Origin of the sequence: Jannaschia sp. 2305UL9-9, assembly GCF_041403465.1 — a bacterium.
In the GTDB taxonomy this organism is placed as follows: Bacteria; Pseudomonadota; Alphaproteobacteria; order Rhodobacterales; family Rhodobacteraceae; genus Jannaschia.
This window is the reverse complement of sequence record NZ_JBGEHM010000001.1, coordinates 468,034-485,103: the sequence shown is the minus strand read 5'-3', so window position 1 is coordinate 485,103 and position 17,070 is coordinate 468,034. Positions and strand designations below refer to the sequence as shown.

Sequence of the window (17,070 nt, the reverse complement as noted above, 5' to 3'; positions counted from 1 at the left end):
CCCTCTCAGATATCGCTTTGCCAGACGCGGGGGACGGGCCGACCGCGCAGGGTCACGATGGCGCGGATCAGCGCGCGACGCAACGGTGCGGCGTCCGCGGCCATCAACCGCGCGATCAGGCGGCCGTCCATGGCGCTGGCGTGTCCGTCCGCCCCTAGCGTATCGCGCAGCGGCCCGAGCGCGTCGCCGACGCCCTGCCCGACAAGGGTCAGCGTGGCCATGGCCCGCGCACCACCAAGGGCCGCGTCATCGGCCAGGGCATCCGCCGACAGGGCAAGATGTTCCTGATGGACAAGGCGACCGTCACGCCGAATGGTGCGAATATCGTCAAGCCGCGCATCGCGCAGGATCTCGCCATGGGCAGCCCGCCCCAGAACGACCGATTCGACCCCGAGGAACATCGCATCGCCGGCAAGCTCCACCTCGGTCACACGCCGCAGATGCGCGCCTTCGAACAGGATCACCTCCTGCGGCAACCAGTCGAGGCGCGCGCCGGTGCCGACGGACAGCCGGGTGGTGACGATGCCGGGATCGTCCCCTACGGCCCGATAGGCCCGTTCGGCGGTCTGGGTGGCCCCGGTCACGCGGGCCTGCGCACCGACGGACAGGGCATAGTCCAGCCTGTCACCACCGGTGACGCCGCCCGCCGTGTTCAGGAACACCACCTCCGGGTCGGGATCGTCGGTGCGCGGCAGCATCGCCTTGGCGCTGCCACGCTGGCGCAGGTCGGCCAGACCTGCGCGCGTCATGCGAACCGAGGCGCCACCGTGGACACGCTGCATCAGGTCGGACATGGTTCACCCCTTAGCCACCCGTGGTTTTCGCGTGGTATGACACGCCCCCCGCCGGGCCAAAAGAGCATCCGCCCTCTGGCCAAACAGGCACCCCCCGCGCTATGCCGCGCGACATGGATACCCTGACCCTTCGCCGCCCCGACGACTGGCACCTGCATCTGCGCGATGACGACATGCTGCGCCTCGTGGCGCCGCAATCCGCCCATTTCGCCCGCGCCATCGTGATGCCGAACCTCGTGCCGCCTGTCGTAACAGGGGCCGAGGCCGCCGCCTATCGCGACCGCATCCAAGCCGCGGGGTTTGCCCGTCCGCTGATGACGCTGTACCTGACCGAAGCGACCGATCCCGCCGATGTGGTGGCCGCACATGCCGCCGGCGTCATCACGGCGGTCAAGTTGTATCCGGCCGGGGCGACCACCAATTCCGCGTCCGGCGTGCGCGATTTCGACAAGGTCCGGCCGGTTCTGACCGCAATGGAGGAGGCGGGCATTCCGCTGTGCATCCACGGTGAGGTGACCGATCGCGACATCGACATCTTCGACCGCGAAGCGACGTTCATCGACCGCACCCTGACGCCGCTGCGCCGGGCGCATCCGGCGCTGAAGATCACGCTGGAGCATGTCACCACCGCCGAGGCCGTGGATTTCGTGCAAGGCAACGACAACACCGGCGCGACGATCACGGTTCAGCACCTGATGGCGAACCGGAACGACATGCTGGCGGGCGGAATGCGGCCGCACTTCTACTGCCTTCCGATCCTCAAGCGCGACACCCATCAGGCCCGGTTGCGACAGGTTGCGACCAACGGGGACACGCGCTTCTTTCTTGGCACGGACAGCGCCCCGCACCCGACGCATGCGAAGGAAGCGACCTGCTGCGCAGCCGGCTGCTTTACCGCACCGCACGCCCTGTCGTGCCTTGCGCATGTCTTCGAGGAAGAGGGCGCGCTGGACCGGCTGGAAGGGTTCGTCTCGCTCCACGGTCCGGCGCACTATGGTCTGGCCCCGAACGAGGACAGGATCACCCTGACCCGGGGCGCGGCCCTGTCCCTGCCCGACCGGATCGAAGGGCATGGGCAGACCGTGACCCTGTTCGACCCCGGCCATCCGCTGCATTGGCACGTCACCTGATTCATCGAAAGCGCACGACATGATCCCCACGTCCTATCCCCCCGCAGAAGAGATCGCCCGTCTGACGGCCCGCGCGTTGTTGGAGGTGAAGGCCGTGCATTTCAACGCGCGCGAGCCGTTCAAGCTGGCCAGTGGTCTGCCAAGCCCGACCTACATCGATTGCCGCAAGCTGATCTCCTATCCGCGCCTGCGCGCCACGCTGATGGATTTCCTGGCCGTGACGGTCATGCGCAACGCGGGGTTCGAGGCGTTCGACAATATCGCGGGCGGCGAGACGGCGGGCATTCCCTTTGCCGCCTTCGTCGCGGAACGCATGGCCCTGCCCATGTCCTATGTGCGTAAGAAGCCCAAGGGCTATGGCCGCAATGCCCGGATCGAGGGCAACATGACCGAAGGCCAGCGCGTCCTTCTGATCGAGGACATGACGACCGATGGCGGTTCCAAACTGTCGTTCGTCGATGCCATCCGCGACACCGGCGCCACCTGTGCGCATACCGGCGTCATCTTCAGCTATGGCATCTTCCCGGAGATTACCAAGACCCTGGGCGATCACGGCGTGACGCTGCATTCGCTGTGCACGTGGTGGGACGTTCTGGCCGAAGCCAAGGACAGCGCGGCCTTCGATGCGGAGACGCTGACCGGGGTCGAGGCCTTTCTGACCGATCCCCGGGGCTGGCAGGCGGCTCAGGGCGCCTGATCGACGGCCGGGCGGGCCCGGCAAGGGCGCGCCATGACAATGCAGACCGGAGGCCGGATTTTTTCTGCGTCCGGACAATGGTTTGCCGTTTCAGCCGCGCGTTACTCCCGGTATCCACAGGCCGGGAACATTGTCGCCCCCGCCCTGCAGGCGGTAAGATGACGGTATCAAGACATGGGGATTTGCGATGAACGAGATCATGCGATTGGATCAGGGTATCCCCGCGGCCGAAGATGGCACCCTGCCCCACAACGTCGAGGCCGAGCAGCAGTTGCTGGGCGCGCTTCTGACGGACAACGACCTGTATGACCGCGCGGCGAGTGTGATCCGGGCCGAGCATTTCTACGACCCCGTCCACGCCCGCATCTACGAGATCTGCGCCGCGCGCATCCAGAAGAACGCGCTGGCCTCGCCGGTGACGTTGAAGCCGTTCCTCGAAGACGATGAAGGCCTCGCCGCGTTGGGCGGGCCGTCGTACCTTGTGGCGCTGGCGGCATCGGCGGTCGCGGCCTATGCGGTGCGTGACTATGCGCAGATGATCTACGATCTTGCCGTGCGGCGGGAATTGATCAACCTCGGGCGCGATATCGCGGCACAGGCGACGGATGTGACCGTCGACAAGGAGCCCAGCGAACAGATCATCGACGCGGAATCCAAGCTCTATTCCCTTGCCGAACAGGGCAAGTCGTCTGGCGGGTTCCAGTCGTTCCTGTCCGCCATCAAGCAGGCCGTCGACGTGGCCAATGCCGCCTATCAACGCGACGGCGGGCTTGCCGGGATTTCGACCGGCCTCGTGGACATGGACAAGAAGCTGGGCGGCCTTCACCGGTCCGACCTTCTGATCCTCGCCGGACGTCCGTCGATGGGTAAGACCTCGCTGGCGACGAACATCGCGTTCAACGTGGCCAAGGCCTATAAGCGCGGCACGACCTATGACGGCCGCGATGGCGCGGTCGAGGGTGGCGTCGTGGGGTTCTATTCCCTCGAAATGTCGGCGGAGCAGCTTGCCGCCCGTGTCCTGTCCGAGGCATCCGAGGTGCCCAGCGAGCAGATCCGCAAGGGCGACATGACGGAGGCCGAGTTCCGCCGCTTCGTCGAGGCGGCCAAGGCGCTCGAATCCTGCCCTCTCTATATCGACGACACGCCTGCCCTGCCCATCGCGCAGCTGGCAGCACGGGCACGGCGGCAGAAACGGACCCATGGTCTGGACTTGTTGATCATCGACTATCTTCAGCTGGTCACCGCACCCGGCAAGGGCGACAGCCGCGTGAACGAGGTTTCGGCGATCACCCAAGGCTTGAAGGCCATCGCGAAGGAGTTGGACATCCCCGTGATCGCCCTGTCCCAGTTGTCGCGTCAGGTCGAAAGCCGGGAAGACAAGCGCCCGCAGTTGTCGGACCTTCGCGAATCCGGCTCGATCGAGCAGGATGCGGACGTCGTGATGTTCGTGTACCGCGAGGAATACTACAAGGAACGCGAAAAGCCGGGCGATCACCAGCTGGACAAGATGGCCGAATGGCAGGCCGCGATGGAGGCCGTGCATGGCAAGGCCGAGGTCGTCATCGGCAAGCAGCGTCACGGCCCCATCGGCACTGTCGAATTGTCGTTCGAGGGACGGTTCACGCGCTTCGGCAACCTCGTGAAACCCTGGCAGGACCGCGGATAGACCCGTCATGACACGGTCACGCTTGACCTGAGGGCCACGCCGTCCCATGAACCCGCCACGATGCCGACCGGAACCCTCCATATCGATCTCGAAGCCGTGGCTGCCAATTGGCGGGCGCTCGATCGTCTGTCGGGCGTCTCCTGCGAGACGGCCGCCGTCGTCAAGGCGGATGCCTATGGGCTGGGCCTTGGACAGGTGGCACCGCGCCTGATCGCCGAAGGCGTGCGGGCCTTCTTCGTGGCCACGGCTGACGAAGGTCTGGCCCTGCGCCGGACCCTCGGGCCGGAGCCGCGGATCTATGCGTTCTATGGGCACATGGCGGATGACACGCCGACCCTGCATCGCGCCGACGTCGTGCCGATGCTGACCTCCATCGAACAGATCACCCGCCACTTCGAGACGTTGCCGAACCATCCCTTCGGCCTGCAACTCGACACGGGCATGAACCGCCTCGGCCTCAAGCAGCCGGAGTGGGAGGCCGTAGCCGAACTGGTCCTTGCCGCCGATCCCGTCCTGCTGATGTCGCATCTTGCCAGCTCGGACATTCCCGACAGCGATCAGAACGCAAGACAGCTGGCGGCGTTCCACTACATGACGGACGGACTGGATATCCCGCGCAGCTTGGCCGCGACGGGTGGGACGCTTCTGGGGCCGGAATATCATTTCGACATGGTGCGGCCCGGTATCGGCCTTTACGGCGGCCTGCCGTTTGCCAAGGCCGAACCGGTCGTGTCGCTGGACCTGCCGGTAGTGGCCTGCTTCGACGTCGAACCCGGCGAGACCGTCGGCTACGCCGCCAGCTGGACCGCGAAGGCCCCGACACGGGTTGCGACCGTTGCAGGGGGCTATGCCGATGGCCTGCCCCGGTCGTTGCAGCCGGACATGTTCCTGATGGCCGGGCCCGTTGCCTGCGCGGCGATCGGACGCATTTCCATGGATCTGATCACTGTCGACATCTCTCATCTCGACCGTGACCCGACGCATATGTCGGTCCTCGGACCGCATCACAATGTCGACGAACTGGCACAGGCCTGCGGGACGATCGGCTATGAAATGCTGACATCTCTGGGCCATCGGTATCAGCGGCGCTACCGCGGCTCCGCGATCTGATTCCGGCCGGATAGTCCGGTCGCATCCCCCATCCCTTTGCCGCTTCACAAAGTGTTTCCAGAAAATTTGGAACTTTTCGGCAAAGTTATGCGTCGTATAGGCGGAAAGCTGCTAAACGTTGGTCGAGCAGCCAAGAAACCCAAAACGTTTTGCCATAATGGGGGTTGGCGATGACCAATACTGCACGGCACATGAATGTCGTCACAAGTCTGGTGCAACAACTGAGCACCTTTGTTCTGGTCCTCGCAGCGGTCGGGGCGACAGTCGCCACCGGTGCCGCTGTTTTCGGATATCTGCCGTGGATAGAATTGCCTGTCTCGCTGGGTGGTGAATCCGTCGTGAACGCGGGCATGTTCGCCCAGATCGGCGGAACGCTTCTGTTGATCGTGCTGGCCGGATTTCTGCCGTCCAACGCACGGGTCCGCCGGTTGGAAGTCACGAACCGCGATTTCCACCTTTCGATGGCGGACGTGGCGCAAGCCTATCAATACGTCCATCAGGCCGATCGCGACGGTGCCTTTCAGCTCAGCCGCGAATTCGATGCCATGCGGGACAGGATAGAATGGATGCGGCAGCATCCCGATCTTGCTTCGCTGGAACACGACGTGTTGCAGATCGCTGCGCAGATGTCCGTCGAGAGCCGGGAGCTGGCGCAGATCTATACCGACGAGAAGGTGGAGCGCGCACGATCCTTCCTGCGCCAGCGCCAGCAGGAGGTCGAGGACTACCGTCAGAAGATCTCCATGGCACAGGCGACCGTCAGCGAGATCAAACGCTGGATGCAGGCCGTTTCCGTCGAGGAAAGCATGGCTGAAAAGCAGTTGGAGCGGTTGCAGAAGGATTTGGCCGAAGTCACCGATGCCCTGAAGCTGACCGGTCACGACCGCCCGGCCAACGTCGTGGGCCTCGGCCGCACGACCCGCCGCGATGGCGGCGAAGCGATGGCCGCACCCGCCGAGTAAACCGGAACGCATGACGGGTATCGGGCCTTTCCCGGTCCGATGCCCCTTGCCATTGCCCCTCGCAAAGATCAAAACGAGAACATGGCAAAACCGGTTACTCAATTCGCCTGCACCGAATGCGGCGCCGTCCACAAGAAATGGTCGGGACGCTGCGATGGTTGCGGGGCATGGAACTCCATTCAGGAAGAGATCCCCCTGTCGCAGGGGCCATCCAAGAAGTCACTTGGCACCGCCAAGGGACGTCGCATGGCCCTGACCGATTTGCAGACCGAGGAGGCGCCGCCCCCCCGCACCCTGTCGCGCATGGGCGAATTGGACCGCGTGCTGGGCGGCGGCCTCGTGCCGGCCTCGGCCACCCTTGTCGGCGGCGATCCGGGCATCGGCAAATCGACGCTGCTGCTTCAGGCCGCCGCGGCCTTTGCCCGTGGCGGGGAATCGGTGGTCTATGTCTCGGGCGAGGAAGCAACAGCACAGGTTCGCATGCGGGCGCAGCGTCTGGGGCTGGGGGATGCGACCGTCAAACTGGCCTCGGAGACCAATCTGCGCGACGTGTTGACGACGCTGGAGGCGGAAAAACCCACCCTCGCGATCATCGACTCGATCCAGACGATGTGGGTCGACACGGTCGACGCCGCCCCCGGATCCGTCAGTCAGGTGCGGGCGTCGGCGCAGGAATTGACCAGTTTCGCAAAACGCCATGGCACGGCTGTCATCCTTGTCGGCCATGTCACCAAGGAAGGACAGATCGCGGGCCCCCGCGTCGTCGAACACATGGTCGATACGGTCCTTTATTTCGAAGGAGAGCGCGGGCACCAGTTCCGCATCCTGCGCGCCGTCAAGAACCGCTTCGGTCCGGCGGATGAGATCGGTGTGTTCGAGATGACCGGCGCAGGGCTGGCGGAGGTGGCGAACCCATCGGCCCTGTTCCTCGGTGATCGCGATGCCCCCGCCCCGGGGTCGGTGGTGTTCGCCGGGGTCGAGGGCACGCGCCCGGTTCTGGTCGAGATCCAGGCACTCGTCGCGCCCAGTCAGTTGTCCCAACCCCGCCGCGCGGTCGTCGGGTGGGACGGCAGCCGGCTTTCCATGATCCTCGCCGTTCTCGAGGCGCGGACCGGGATTTCGTTTCAGGGGCTGGATGTCTATCTCAACGTCGCCGGTGGTATCCGCATCAACGAACCGGCGGCGGATCTGGCCGTTGCCTGTGCTCTTCTGTCGGCGCGTGAAGATGCGGCAATTCCCCCCGAAACCGTGGTTTTCGGTGAACTCTCGCTGTCCGGGGCGCTTCGACCCGTGGCACAGGCGGAAAATCGGTTGAAAGAAGCGGCGAAACTTGGTTTTACCGCCGCCATGGCGCCCAAGGGGTGCAAGACGGGGGATGCAGGGGAAATGGCCCTGCGCTTGCTGCCCGACCTGACCACCCTGGTGGGCGAGGTTTTCGGCGCAGCTTGACCTCCGGGGTCCTCGACCCGAACGGAGCGGCAGGGCCATCCGGTCCGACACAAGGGGAAGACATGGAAGGTTTCACCATTGTCGACGGCGGGGCCGCCATCGTCATCGTCGTCTCGGCAATCCTGGCTTTCTCGCGCGGTCTCGTCCGCGAGGCCATGGCGATTGCCGGCTGGGTTCTCGCCGCAGTTCTCGCCTTTACCTTCGCCGGGGCAGCCGAGCCGCTGGTCCGGGAAATTCCGTATATTGGTGAAGTACTTGGCGACAGTTGCGAATTGGCGGTCATCGCCGCATTCGCGCTGGTCTTCGCGCTCTCGCTGGTTCTGACCAGTTTCTTCACCCCGCTGCTCAGCCAGGCCGTGCGGCATTCGGCGCTTGGCGCGGTGGATCAGGGTCTGGGCTTCCTGTTCGGCGTCTTGCGCGGTGTTCTTCTGATTGCCGTGGCCTTCGTGGTCTACGACCGGGTCATCGTGAACGAGGGCATCCCGGAGGTCGAGAACAGCCGCGCGGCCGCCATCTTCGGTCGGGCCAAAGGCGGTATCGAGGAACAGATCCCCGAGGATGCGCCCGGCTGGATCCTGTCGCGCTACGAAGCCCTTGTCGGTGAATGCGGCGCGCCCACGACCACCGTCGACTCGACTTTGCCTGCCGCGACAGCGAACTGATCGCATCCGGGCCGACGTGTCGGCAGGGACATGATCGCGTTCCCCGTTTCATGACAGACGGGTGACACGCGACTCGCCACGCTCTATGGGGGGGCGACCCCCTCAGTCCTCTCAAGGAATCGTATCCGATGTCCGATGGCCACTGGCACAGCACTCCGTTCGATGACGACAAGCTGAAGGAGGAATGCGGCATCTTCGGCGTCGTTGGCGTCGCTGAAGCGGCCAATTTTACCGCCCTAGGCCTGCATGCCCTGCAACATCGCGGGCAGGAAGCAGGCGGCATTGTCGTCCACCACCCGGAACAGGGTTTCAACTCCGTCCGGCGCTTCGGTTACGTGCGCGACAACTTCACCGATCAGGACACGATGGACATGTTGCCCGGCTCGCTTGCCATCGGGCACGTGCGCTATTCGACCAGCGGATCCAAGGGCGCGACCGCCATTCGGGATGTTCAGCCGTTTTTCGGAGAATTCGCGATGGGCGGTGCCGCCATCGCGCACAATGGCAACATCACGAATGCCGAGGCATTGCGGCGTGAGCTGATCGAACGCGGTTCGATCTTTCAGTCGTCCAGCGATTCCGAATGCATCATTCACCTGATGGCGCGCAGCCTTCAGCGCAACATTCCCGAGCGGATGAAGGATGCCCTGCGCCGCGTCGAAGGGGCGTTCAGCGTCGTCGCCATGACGCGCACGAAGCTGATCGGCGTGCGCGATCCCCTCGGCGTGCGCCCCCTCGTGCTGGGGCGGGTGGCCGACGGATGGGCATTGGCCTCGGAAACCTGCGCGCTGGACATCATCGGTGCAGAGTTCGTGCGGGAGATCGAACCGGGCGAGATGGTCGTGATCTCCGAAGCCGAGGGCGTCGTCAGCCATCGTCCCTTCGAGGCGAAGCGCCCGCGTTTCTGCATCTTCGAACACGTCTACTTCAGCCGCCCCGACAGCATCCTTGGCGGACGGTCCGTCTATTCCACCCGCGAAGCGATCGGTCGGGAACTGGCCAAGGAAGCGCCGGTCGACGCGGATCTGGTCTGTCCGGTCCCCGACAGCGGCACGCCGGCGGCGATCGGGTATGGCCTCGAATCCGGCATTCCCTACGCCATGGGAATCATCCGCAACCAATACATGGGCCGCACCTTCATCGAACCGACCGAGTCGATCCGAAACATGGGCGTGCGCCTCAAGCTGAACGTCAACCGCGCGCTGGTGCGCGGCAAGCGGATCATCCTTGTCGATGACAGCGTCGTGCGCGGAACGACGTCCCGCAAGATCAAGGAGATGATCCTCGATGCGGGCGCCAAGGAGGTGCACTTCCGCATCGCATCCCCGCCCACCGCGTGGCCCTGCTTCTATGGCGTGGATACGCCGCAGCGTGAAAAGCTGCTGGCGGCCACGATGTCGGAGGAGGAGATGCGCGCGCACCTTGGTGTCGATTCGCTGCGCTTCATCTCGCTTGATGGCCTCTACCGCGCGGTGGGCGAGGCGCAGGGGCGCGATCCCTCCGCCCCGCAGTATTGCGACGCCTGCTTCTCGGGGGAATATCCGGTCGAGCCGATGGATCAGCTGCAGCGTGGTTTCCGCCTGAAGGCCGCGGAATGATCCGGTGGCCACACGCCACCGGTCCGTAATTCAGTAAAATATTTTTGTTGCTCCGTGGCTTATGTCTGGGGCATCACGTGCCCCATGTTGATCCGCCTGCGCCGCCATCACATCCTGTGCTCCCTCGGCTTCGAGGGCGAGGGATATAGCGATGCCTTTGTCGCCAACATGGGCAACATCGTGAATCAGCATCTGCGCGCGGATGGTGGCGAGGCGACGATGATCCTGATCACCGACAGCGCGGACGCGATCTGTGCGCCCTGCCCCCGGCGGCGCGATGCAGGCTGCGAAAAGGGGCAGTTCATCGAAGATCTGGACAGCAGGCACGGTGCGCAGCTTGGCGTTTCACCGGATGACAGGCTGACGTGGGGCGAATGTCTGGACAGGGTTGCGGCGCATGTCGTGCCCGATGATCTGGATACGCTTTGCGAGGGGTGCAAATGGCTGCCCTTCGGGATGTGCAAATCCGCCGTCGCCCGCCTTGATGAAACGAAAAGGGGCCGCCCGAAGGCGACCCCCTGAAGTCGGGTGAACGTCTGTCCGGCTCAGGACTTGCGGGCCTGCAAGATCGACAGGCCGCCCGAAACGAGGATCGCCGCGATGACGGCCTTGACCATGTCACCGATCAGGAACGGCACCATGAAGACGTCAGCCAAAGCAGCGAAGGACAGGTCGGCGCCATAGACCGACAGACCCATCGCACCGGCAACGCCCATCGGCCATGCGAGGCCGGGAACATAAAGCGCCAGCGACGCGGCCATACCGACCAGCGACAGCTTCACCGGACCGGTGATCCCGCGATCGGTCGCCAGACCGGCGAGGAAGGCAAGGCCGACGAAACCGAAAAGGAAACCGGCGGTCGGGCCGACAAGCGCGGCACCATTGCCGAAGTTCGCGAAGACCGGCGCGCCGAGGGCACCTTCGGCGAGGTAGGTGATCAGGGTGATCGTGGCGAGGCGTGCGCCAAGCGCAAAGCCGACACCCAGAATGGCGAGTGTCTGCAGCGTCATCGGCACCGGAAAGAAGGGAACGCTGACCTGAGCGGCGATGGCGATCACCACCGTGCTCGCCAGAACAAGCGCGGCCTGCTTGGCAAGGGACAGTTGGGCCAGGGCCTGCCCGGGGGCCGTAAGGGTCGGGGTCATCTGCATCTCCTCAAGGATCTTTGCATGTCTGTCCCTGCCTTTTCCGCGCGGGCGCGGGGGCTGTCAACTTGATCCCGCTAACAGGACGTGCGACCGCAGCGCGAAACGGAGGCTCTGATGGACACCTATCCCCCCCTTGCCCTGATCACCGGCGCGTCGCGCGGGTTGGGCGCCGCCCTTGCCGAAACCCTGGCCGCACGCGGCACCCATGTCGTTGCCGTCGCGCGCACGCAAGGCGCGCTCGAAGAACTCGACGACCGCATTCAGGCCGCCGGAGGACAGGCGACCCTCGCCCCGATGGACATCACCGATGCGGGTGCGATGCAGCATCTGTGCCGGGGCCTGCATGACAGGTGGGGCGCCCTGCCCCTGTGGCTGCATGCGGCGGTCCACACGCCGCCGCTCTCGCCCGCGCATATGGTGAACGAAAAGGACATGGCGAAGACGGTGAACACCAATGTCACGGCCCTGTCCCGGCTGATTCCCTACGTCGCGCCGTTGCTTCAGGCGTCCGGCGGCGGGACGGCAGTGTTCTTCGATGACGACCGTGCTCTGAAATTCGCGGGCGCCTACATGGCGACCAAGGCCGCCCAACGTGCCATGGTCGAGGCATGGCAGCAGGAATCGACGACCGATCGTGCACCGCGCATCCATCTTCTGACGCCAAGGCCGATGGCCACCGCCGTCCGGGCGCGGTTCCATCCCGGCGAAGATCGCAGCCTTCTGGCGACCCCCATGTCGGAGGCCGCCCGCCTGCTGGACCTGATCTGACGGATCAGCCCGCCTTTCGGTCCGCTGCGAGGGCCGAAAGGACCTCGGCCTGTTCGGCCATCCGGGCCAGCCGTTCGATCGCGTCCTGAGGGAGGACTTCCTTCACGACTTCCTTGACGACTTCGACTTCCTTGATGACCTCGACGGGTTCGGGCTCGGGTCGGGACTGCATCTCGTCGAGCAGCTTGGACTGCTGTGCAAGGCGGCGGTCCATCGTGCGCAGTTCCTCCTCGGCCGAGATCGACTTGTCGGCCAGCATGAGGCCGGCCAGCAGCAGCATGCGTTCCTGCGTCAGCCGCGCACCGGCCGAGAGCAGCGTCTGCGCTTCGCGGTTAAGCAGTTCCGATGCCGCGGTCAGATAGCCTTCCTCGCCATCCTGACAGGCGACGGTAAAGGCGCGGCCGCCGATTTCGATGGTGATATCAGGCATGTGCACGCTCCAACATGGGTTCCAGTTCGGCCAGCAACGCCTGCATCTCGGCAAGATCCAGATCGCGCGCGGCGCGCAGCGTTTCCAATTCGGCCTTCAGGCTTGCATCCATGGCCCCCTCGGCGCCGGACCGCACGTCATCCAGCGCCTTGGACAATTTCGTGACCGCATCGCGCAGGCGGTCCACCTCGGCCTGATCGGTCGCGGTGGGCCCCGCGGGTTCGGGCACCTGCGACAGCGCCTGCTCGGCGGCCTCGGCGCGCGACGTGGCCGAGGCAAGGCGTGCCTCCGCGTCCTTGGCGGCATCCGCCCCCGCGGCCTCGGCCTCCTCGGCGCGGGCCATGGCGTGATCGACGCTGGCGCGCGTCGCGTCGAGATCCGCCTCGAGCGTCTTGATGTGTTCCTGCGCCACGGCCAGTTCGGCGCGCACCTCGTCCAGTTCCGAACTCAGGTCCGGTATTGCCTGTGCGGCCGTCATCTCGCGCGTGGCGGCCGCCAATGCGGCCTCCAACCGTGCGAGTGTTGCGTCCAACTCCGCCTGCTCTGCCATCCTCGATCCCTCTGTCCGGGTGTTTGCGCTATTCGACCGCAAGCGGCGGCGCTTGTCAAAGGCCCCACGCCCCTGCCCCTTGTCGCCGTGCTTGCACATGGGGGCCAGCCTGCTAACACATCGCGAACCCGTTTTACCCCTGCCGGAGGCCTGCCCCGTGAGCGATGACGCCAAAACACCCGATCTTGACGCCCTGCGCGCCGCGCATCCCGGTCACTGGCGCCGTGCCGCCGCGATCCGGACCCTGACGCTGGATGCCGTGGCCGCTGCCAATTCCGGTCACTCGGGCATGCCGATGGGCATGGCCGACGTTGCCACCGTGCTGTTCGAAAAGCACCTGAAGTTCGACGCCACCCGTCCGGAATGGCCGGACCGCGACCGGTTCGTCCTGTCCGCAGGCCACGGCTCCATGCTGCTCTACTCGCTGCTGCACCTGACCGGCTATCCGGAGATGACGATCGAACAGATCAGGAATTTCCGGCAGCTGGGCGCCATCACCGCAGGCCACCCGGAATACGGCCACGCGCCGGGGATCGAGGTCACGACCGGGCCCCTTGGCCAAGGCATCGCGACGGCCGTCGGGCTTGCCATCGCGGAAGAGATCCAGCGCGCGCGCTATGGCCGCAAGATCGTCGATCACAAGACATGGGTCATCGCAGGTGACGGATGCCTGATGGAGGGTGTCAGCCACGAGGCGATTGCCCTTGCCGGTCGTCAGCAGCTGTCGAACCTGATCGTGCTTTGGGACAACAACGGCATCACGATCGACGGCAAGGTATCGCTATCGGACACCACCGATCAGGTCGGCCGCTTCAAGGCAGCCGGCTGGCAGGTTCTGGAAGTCGACGGCCATGACCCGGAGGCGATCGACGCCGCACTGACGCAGGCCAAGAAGGGCCAGAAGCCCACGATGGTGGCCTGCAAGACGCATATCGCCATCGGCTCCTCCGCGCAGGATACGTCCAAGGGACATGGCGCGTTGACCAATGCCGACCTGATTGCGGCGACCAAGCGGGCCTACGGCTGGGATCACCCGGCATTCGAGATCCCCGCCGACCTCAAGGCGGAGTGGGAAGCCATCGGCACCCGTGGCAGCACCGCACGCGCCGAATGGGAAGTCCGCTTCGACGCGCTTGGCGGTGGCAAGAAGCGCGAGTTCGAGCGGGCCCTGGCCGGTGAGGCACCGCGCCGCCTCTCGGCGACGATCAAGGCGCTGAAGCGTCAGGTCGCCGAAGGCGCGCCCAAGGTCGCGACGCGCAAGTCGTCGGAAATGGTGCTGGAGGTCGTCAACCCGATCATGACCGAAACCATCGGCGGATCGGCGGACCTGACCGGCTCGAACAACACGCTGACCGAGGGCATGGGAACGTTTTCGCCCGAGGATCGCTCGGGGCGCTATGTCTACTACGGCATTCGCGAACACGGTATGGCCGCCGCGATGAACGGCATGGCTTTGCATGGCGGTGCAAGGTCTTACGGCGGGACGTTCATGTGCTTTACGGACTATGCCCGCCCCGCGATGCGCCTGTCGGCCCTGATGGGTGTGCCCGTCACCTACGTGATGACGCATGACAGCATCGGCCTTGGCGAAGACGGTCCGACGCACCAGCCGATCGAACACCTGGCGATCAGCCGGGCGACCCCGAACACCAACGTCTTCCGTCCCGCCGACACCGTCGAGACGGCCGAGGCGTGGGAACTTGCCCTGACATCCGAGCGGACGCCGTCCGTTCTGTCGCTGACGCGTCAGGGCCTGCCGACGGTGCGGACCGAGTTCACGAACAAGAACCTGACCGCACAGGGCGCCTACATCCTCGCAGAGGCCGAGGGGAAGCGCATGGTCATCCTGATGGCCACCGGATCCGAGGTGGAAATCGCGCTGAAGGCACGCGACATCCTGCAACAGGACGGTATCGGCACACGTGTCGTTTCCATGCCCTGCTGGGAGCTGTTCGAGCAGCAGGACGAGAAGTACCGCAAGAAGGTCCTGCCCGCCGGTCCGGTGCGCGTTGCCGTCGAAGCGGCCACTCAGTTCGGCTGGGACAAGTGGCTGTACGGAGAGCGGGGCCGCCGCGAAAAGGGCGCGTTCGTCGGCATGGACGGTTTCGGCGCCTCGGCGCCGGCAGACGTCCTGTTCGAACATTACGGCATCACGGCCGAAGCCGTGGCAAAGGCAGCGCGCGACCTGATCTGATCCTGTCGGACATCTTCAATTCATGGCGCGCCGGGAAACCGGCGCGCCTTTTTCGTTTCAGGTCACGATATGGCCGGATTTGGTTGCAACGCTTGCATCATGACCCTGCCAGACCCATTCCGCCCAAGCGACCGGGTCGCCATCCTTGTCGATGGCGAAAACCTGGGGCCGGCGCATCATCCGGCCATCCGTCAACAAGGCCGCGCCGCGGGGCATCTCGCCGTGTTCCATGTCTATGGCAATGCCCATCAATTGACAGGGTGGGAGGGGCGGCCCGGTGTTCGGGTCGTCCACAGCGGCACCGGCAAATGCGCAACCGACCTGCTGCTCTGCGTGGAGGCCATGGAACTGGTTCTGCGGGATGGGATCAGATCTGTCGTTCTGGCATCGTCGGACGGTGACTTCGTCCATCTGGTCCGCGCATTGTGCCGTCTGGGCGTGACGGTGCTTGGCCTTGGCGAAGCCAAGACGCCCGCAGCATACCGGACCGCCTGTTCGACCTTCGAGCAACTGGCGCCCACTACCGAGGCGACGGGCGGCAAACTCGATGACCAGATACTTGAAACCCTGAAAGGCCAATCGACCCGGACGGGCATGACCGTTCAGGCGTTCGCCCAGCGGATGAAACAGCGACACGATGTTTCCAAGACCGATCTGCCGGAAGGCGACTGGCACGCATATTTCAGCAACCGATTGAATGCATACACCGTCGATCCGCGTGGCCCGGACGCGCGCGTGCGGCTGCTGTCGAAAACGCCTTCGCCCACACCTGCCTAGTGCGCAGACTTGTCCTTCGAGGGGACCAGGCCAACCAACGGGATCAGGATGAAGCCGAGGATCAGCCCGACAATCCCATCCAGCACCGCCGTCACCAGCCATTCCACGAAACCAGCCGCCGCAGGAACCATCGCGGCGGCACCGACGGCGATGTCATGGATCAGGTCGTAGGGCGCGTGCCAGACGATTTCGCCCACCGCATGCACGACGATGTTGCCGCCCACCCAGATCATGGCCGCCGTGCCGACGATGGTCAGCGCCTTCATGAAACCCGGCATGCCCTTGACGATGGCCCGCCCCGCGGCTCGGGTTGCCCCCAGACGCCCGTTCGTCGCCATTGCAAGACCGACGTCATCCGCCTTCACGATCAAAGCGACGGCCCCGTAGACAGCTGCGGTGATCAGCAGACCGGCAAACCCCAGAACCATCGCCTCGAACCACCATTCGCTGCCGGCGTCGATGTTGGCGAGGATGATCGTCATGATTTCGGCCGACAGGATGAAGTCGGTCTTGATCGCGCCCTTGACGCGCTGCTCCTCGAGGTGAGTGGCATCGAGGGGGGTCGTTTCCGGGTCGATCACGCTCAGATCGTCATGGGGGACCAGCCAATGATAGACTTTCTCCGCCCCCTCGAAACACAGGTACAACCCGCCCAGCAACAGGAAATAGGGGATCAGCCAAGGCGCGAAGGTCGACAGGAGCATCGCGATCGGCAGAAGGATGACGATCTTGTTGAACATGCTGGCGCGCGCGATCTTCCACACGATCGGCAGTTCGCGGGCCGCCTGGAAGCCATGCACGTATTTCGGCGTCACGGCGGCATCGTCGATCACGGCGCCGGCCGCCTTGCTGCCCGCCTTGAGCGCCTGGCTGGCGATATCATCGATGGAGGCGCTGGCGACCTTGGCAATGGCCGCCACGTCGTCGAGAAGTGCCAGAAGTCCGCTCATGCCAATGCCCCGTCTGCCGAATCCGTATTGCTGCCTGCACAAAGACAGCGGTCAGCATCGCTCGTCAACGCAGGTCCCGGACGGAACGTTCCCCTCCGTTAGCGTTAACCGTTACCGCCACCATCGCGGTTTAACGCTAACAGTATGCGATCGCACACCTTTTTGACATTGTGAGGTCGCCTTTC

Annotated in this window: 17 protein-coding genes; 12 read left to right on the top strand and 5 right to left on the bottom strand. The window is 64.9% G+C overall.

Features of this window, described 5'->3' with window-relative positions; all coding sequences use genetic code 11:
• Nucleotides 1–5: 5 nt before the first annotated feature.
• Nucleotides 6–794: an urease accessory protein UreD gene (locus tag V6N07_RS02395; protein WP_371153744.1), complete on the bottom strand. Its 789-nt coding sequence runs from the start codon at nt 792–794 to the stop codon at nt 6–8.
• Nucleotides 795–907: 113 nt separating this feature from the next.
• Between V6N07_RS02395 and pyrC the strand changes: the two genes are divergently transcribed.
• From pyrC to V6N07_RS02350, 9 genes are all read left to right on the top strand, one after another.
• Nucleotides 908–1,924 carry a dihydroorotase gene (gene pyrC, locus V6N07_RS02390; RefSeq protein ID WP_371153742.1) on the top strand — a complete coding sequence of 339 codons (1,017 nt, stop codon included), beginning with the start codon at nt 908–910 and terminating at the stop codon, nt 1,922–1,924.
• A 19-nt stretch (nt 1,925–1,943) separates the two neighbouring features.
• Nucleotides 1,944–2,621 (top strand): orotate phosphoribosyltransferase, encoded by a 678-nt coding sequence (locus tag V6N07_RS02385; RefSeq protein ID WP_371153741.1) that lies wholly within the window; start codon nt 1,944–1,946, stop codon nt 2,619–2,621.
• A gap of 187 nt (nt 2,622–2,808) precedes the next feature.
• Nucleotides 2,809–4,287: a replicative DNA helicase gene (locus V6N07_RS02380; protein ID WP_371153739.1), complete on the top strand. Its 1,479-nt coding sequence runs from the start codon at nt 2,809–2,811 to the stop codon at nt 4,285–4,287.
• Between the two features lie 60 nt (nt 4,288–4,347).
• Nucleotides 4,348–5,397, top strand: coding sequence for an alanine racemase (gene alr, locus V6N07_RS02375; protein ID WP_371153737.1), 1,050 nt, complete (start codon nt 4,348–4,350; stop codon nt 5,395–5,397).
• A gap of 170 nt (nt 5,398–5,567) precedes the next feature.
• Nucleotides 5,568–6,359: a DNA repair protein gene (locus tag V6N07_RS02370; RefSeq protein ID WP_371153736.1), complete on the top strand. Its 792-nt coding sequence runs from the start codon at nt 5,568–5,570 to the stop codon at nt 6,357–6,359.
• Nucleotides 6,360–6,440: 81 nt separating this feature from the next.
• Nucleotides 6,441–7,808, top strand: a complete 1,368-nt coding sequence (radA, locus tag V6N07_RS02365; protein WP_371153734.1) for a DNA repair protein RadA — start codon at nt 6,441–6,443, stop codon at nt 7,806–7,808.
• A gap of 62 nt (nt 7,809–7,870) precedes the next feature.
• Nucleotides 7,871–8,470, top strand: a complete 600-nt coding sequence (locus V6N07_RS02360; RefSeq protein WP_371153732.1) for a CvpA family protein — start codon at nt 7,871–7,873, stop codon at nt 8,468–8,470.
• 128 nt (nt 8,471–8,598) lie between these two features.
• Nucleotides 8,599–10,068 carry an amidophosphoribosyltransferase gene (purF, locus tag V6N07_RS02355; protein ID WP_371153731.1) on the top strand — a complete coding sequence of 490 codons (1,470 nt, stop codon included), beginning with the start codon at nt 8,599–8,601 and terminating at the stop codon, nt 10,066–10,068.
• Nucleotides 10,069–10,152: 84 nt separating this feature from the next.
• The gene (locus V6N07_RS02350; protein WP_371153730.1) at nt 10,153–10,590 is read left to right on the top strand and encodes a DUF1284 domain-containing protein; all 438 of its coding nucleotides are present in this window, start codon (nt 10,153–10,155) and stop codon (nt 10,588–10,590) included.
• A gap of 23 nt (nt 10,591–10,613) precedes the next feature.
• On the opposite strand, the gene V6N07_RS02345 is transcribed toward V6N07_RS02350, so the two are convergent.
• Complete coding sequence (locus tag V6N07_RS02345) at nt 10,614–11,213, bottom strand: biotin transporter BioY (protein ID WP_371153729.1); 600 nt, start codon at nt 11,211–11,213, stop codon at nt 10,614–10,616.
• Between the two features lie 117 nt (nt 11,214–11,330).
• On the opposite strand from V6N07_RS02345, the gene V6N07_RS02340 reads away from it, so the two are divergent.
• Nucleotides 11,331–11,984 carry an SDR family NAD(P)-dependent oxidoreductase gene (locus V6N07_RS02340; RefSeq protein WP_371153727.1) on the top strand — a complete coding sequence of 218 codons (654 nt, stop codon included), beginning with the start codon at nt 11,331–11,333 and terminating at the stop codon, nt 11,982–11,984.
• Nucleotides 11,985–11,988: 4 nt separating this feature from the next.
• On the opposite strand, the gene V6N07_RS02335 is transcribed toward V6N07_RS02340, so the two are convergent.
• Together V6N07_RS02335 and V6N07_RS02330 are read right to left on the bottom strand one after the other, a co-directional pair.
• The gene (locus V6N07_RS02335; protein WP_371153725.1) at nt 11,989–12,414 is read right to left on the bottom strand and encodes a cell division protein ZapA; all 426 of its coding nucleotides are present in this window, start codon (nt 12,412–12,414) and stop codon (nt 11,989–11,991) included.
• Entirely contained in the window at nt 12,407–12,964 is a 558-nt protein-coding gene (locus V6N07_RS02330; RefSeq protein WP_371153723.1) for a hypothetical protein, read from the bottom strand. Before V6N07_RS02330 ends, V6N07_RS02335 begins: the two co-directional genes overlap by 8 nt.
• A gap of 97 nt (nt 12,965–13,061) precedes the next feature.
• Between V6N07_RS02330 and tkt the strand changes: the two genes are divergently transcribed.
• Nucleotides 13,062–15,158, top strand: a complete 2,097-nt coding sequence (gene tkt / locus V6N07_RS02325; protein ID WP_371153722.1) for a transketolase — start codon at nt 13,062–13,064, stop codon at nt 15,156–15,158.
• Between the two features lie 99 nt (nt 15,159–15,257).
• Nucleotides 15,258–15,935, top strand: a complete 678-nt coding sequence (locus V6N07_RS02320) for an NYN domain-containing protein (RefSeq protein WP_371153721.1) — start codon at nt 15,258–15,260, stop codon at nt 15,933–15,935.
• Here the strand turns inward: V6N07_RS02320 and V6N07_RS02315 are convergent.
• Nucleotides 15,932–16,885, bottom strand: coding sequence for a DUF808 domain-containing protein (locus V6N07_RS02315; protein ID WP_371153720.1), 954 nt, complete (start codon nt 16,883–16,885; stop codon nt 15,932–15,934). The two genes, V6N07_RS02320 and V6N07_RS02315, sit on opposite strands and share 4 nt — an antisense overlap.
• Nucleotides 16,886–17,070 lie beyond the last annotated feature (185 nt).

Excerpts from the sequence above, each read along its gene's own strand:
- V6N07_RS02335 (WP_371153725.1), bottom strand. The coding sequence starts at position 12,414 with ATGCCTGATATCACCATCGAAATCGGCGGCCGCGCCTTTACCGTCGCC.
- V6N07_RS02320 (WP_371153721.1), top strand. The coding sequence starts at position 15,258 with ATGACCCTGCCAGACCCATTCCGCCCAAGCGACCGGGTCGCCATCCTT.
- V6N07_RS02345 (WP_371153729.1), bottom strand. The coding sequence starts at position 11,213 with ATGACCCCGACCCTTACGGCCCCCGGGCAGGCCCTGGCCCAACTGTCC.
- V6N07_RS02330 (WP_371153723.1), bottom strand. The coding sequence starts at position 12,964 with ATGGCAGAGCAGGCGGAGTTGGACGCAACACTCGCACGGTTGGAGGCC.
- alr (WP_371153737.1), top strand. The coding sequence starts at position 4,348 with ATGCCGACCGGAACCCTCCATATCGATCTCGAAGCCGTGGCTGCCAAT.
- purF (WP_371153731.1), top strand. The coding sequence starts at position 8,599 with ATGTCCGATGGCCACTGGCACAGCACTCCGTTCGATGACGACAAGCTG.
- V6N07_RS02395 (WP_371153744.1), bottom strand. The coding sequence starts at position 794 with ATGTCCGACCTGATGCAGCGTGTCCACGGTGGCGCCTCGGTTCGCATG.
- V6N07_RS02340 (WP_371153727.1), top strand. The coding sequence starts at position 11,331 with ATGGACACCTATCCCCCCCTTGCCCTGATCACCGGCGCGTCGCGCGGG.
- V6N07_RS02370 (WP_371153736.1), top strand. The coding sequence starts at position 5,568 with ATGACCAATACTGCACGGCACATGAATGTCGTCACAAGTCTGGTGCAA.
- V6N07_RS02350 (WP_371153730.1), top strand. The coding sequence starts at position 10,153 with ATGTTGATCCGCCTGCGCCGCCATCACATCCTGTGCTCCCTCGGCTTC.
- V6N07_RS02360 (WP_371153732.1), top strand. The coding sequence starts at position 7,871 with ATGGAAGGTTTCACCATTGTCGACGGCGGGGCCGCCATCGTCATCGTC.
- V6N07_RS02385 (WP_371153741.1), top strand. The coding sequence starts at position 1,944 with ATGATCCCCACGTCCTATCCCCCCGCAGAAGAGATCGCCCGTCTGACG.
- radA (WP_371153734.1), top strand. The coding sequence starts at position 6,441 with ATGGCAAAACCGGTTACTCAATTCGCCTGCACCGAATGCGGCGCCGTC.
- pyrC (WP_371153742.1), top strand. The coding sequence starts at position 908 with ATGGATACCCTGACCCTTCGCCGCCCCGACGACTGGCACCTGCATCTG.
- V6N07_RS02380 (WP_371153739.1), top strand. The coding sequence starts at position 2,809 with ATGAACGAGATCATGCGATTGGATCAGGGTATCCCCGCGGCCGAAGAT.
- V6N07_RS02315 (WP_371153720.1), bottom strand. The coding sequence starts at position 16,885 with ATGAGCGGACTTCTGGCACTTCTCGACGACGTGGCGGCCATTGCCAAG.
- tkt (WP_371153722.1), top strand. The coding sequence starts at position 13,062 with ATGGGGGCCAGCCTGCTAACACATCGCGAACCCGTTTTACCCCTGCCG.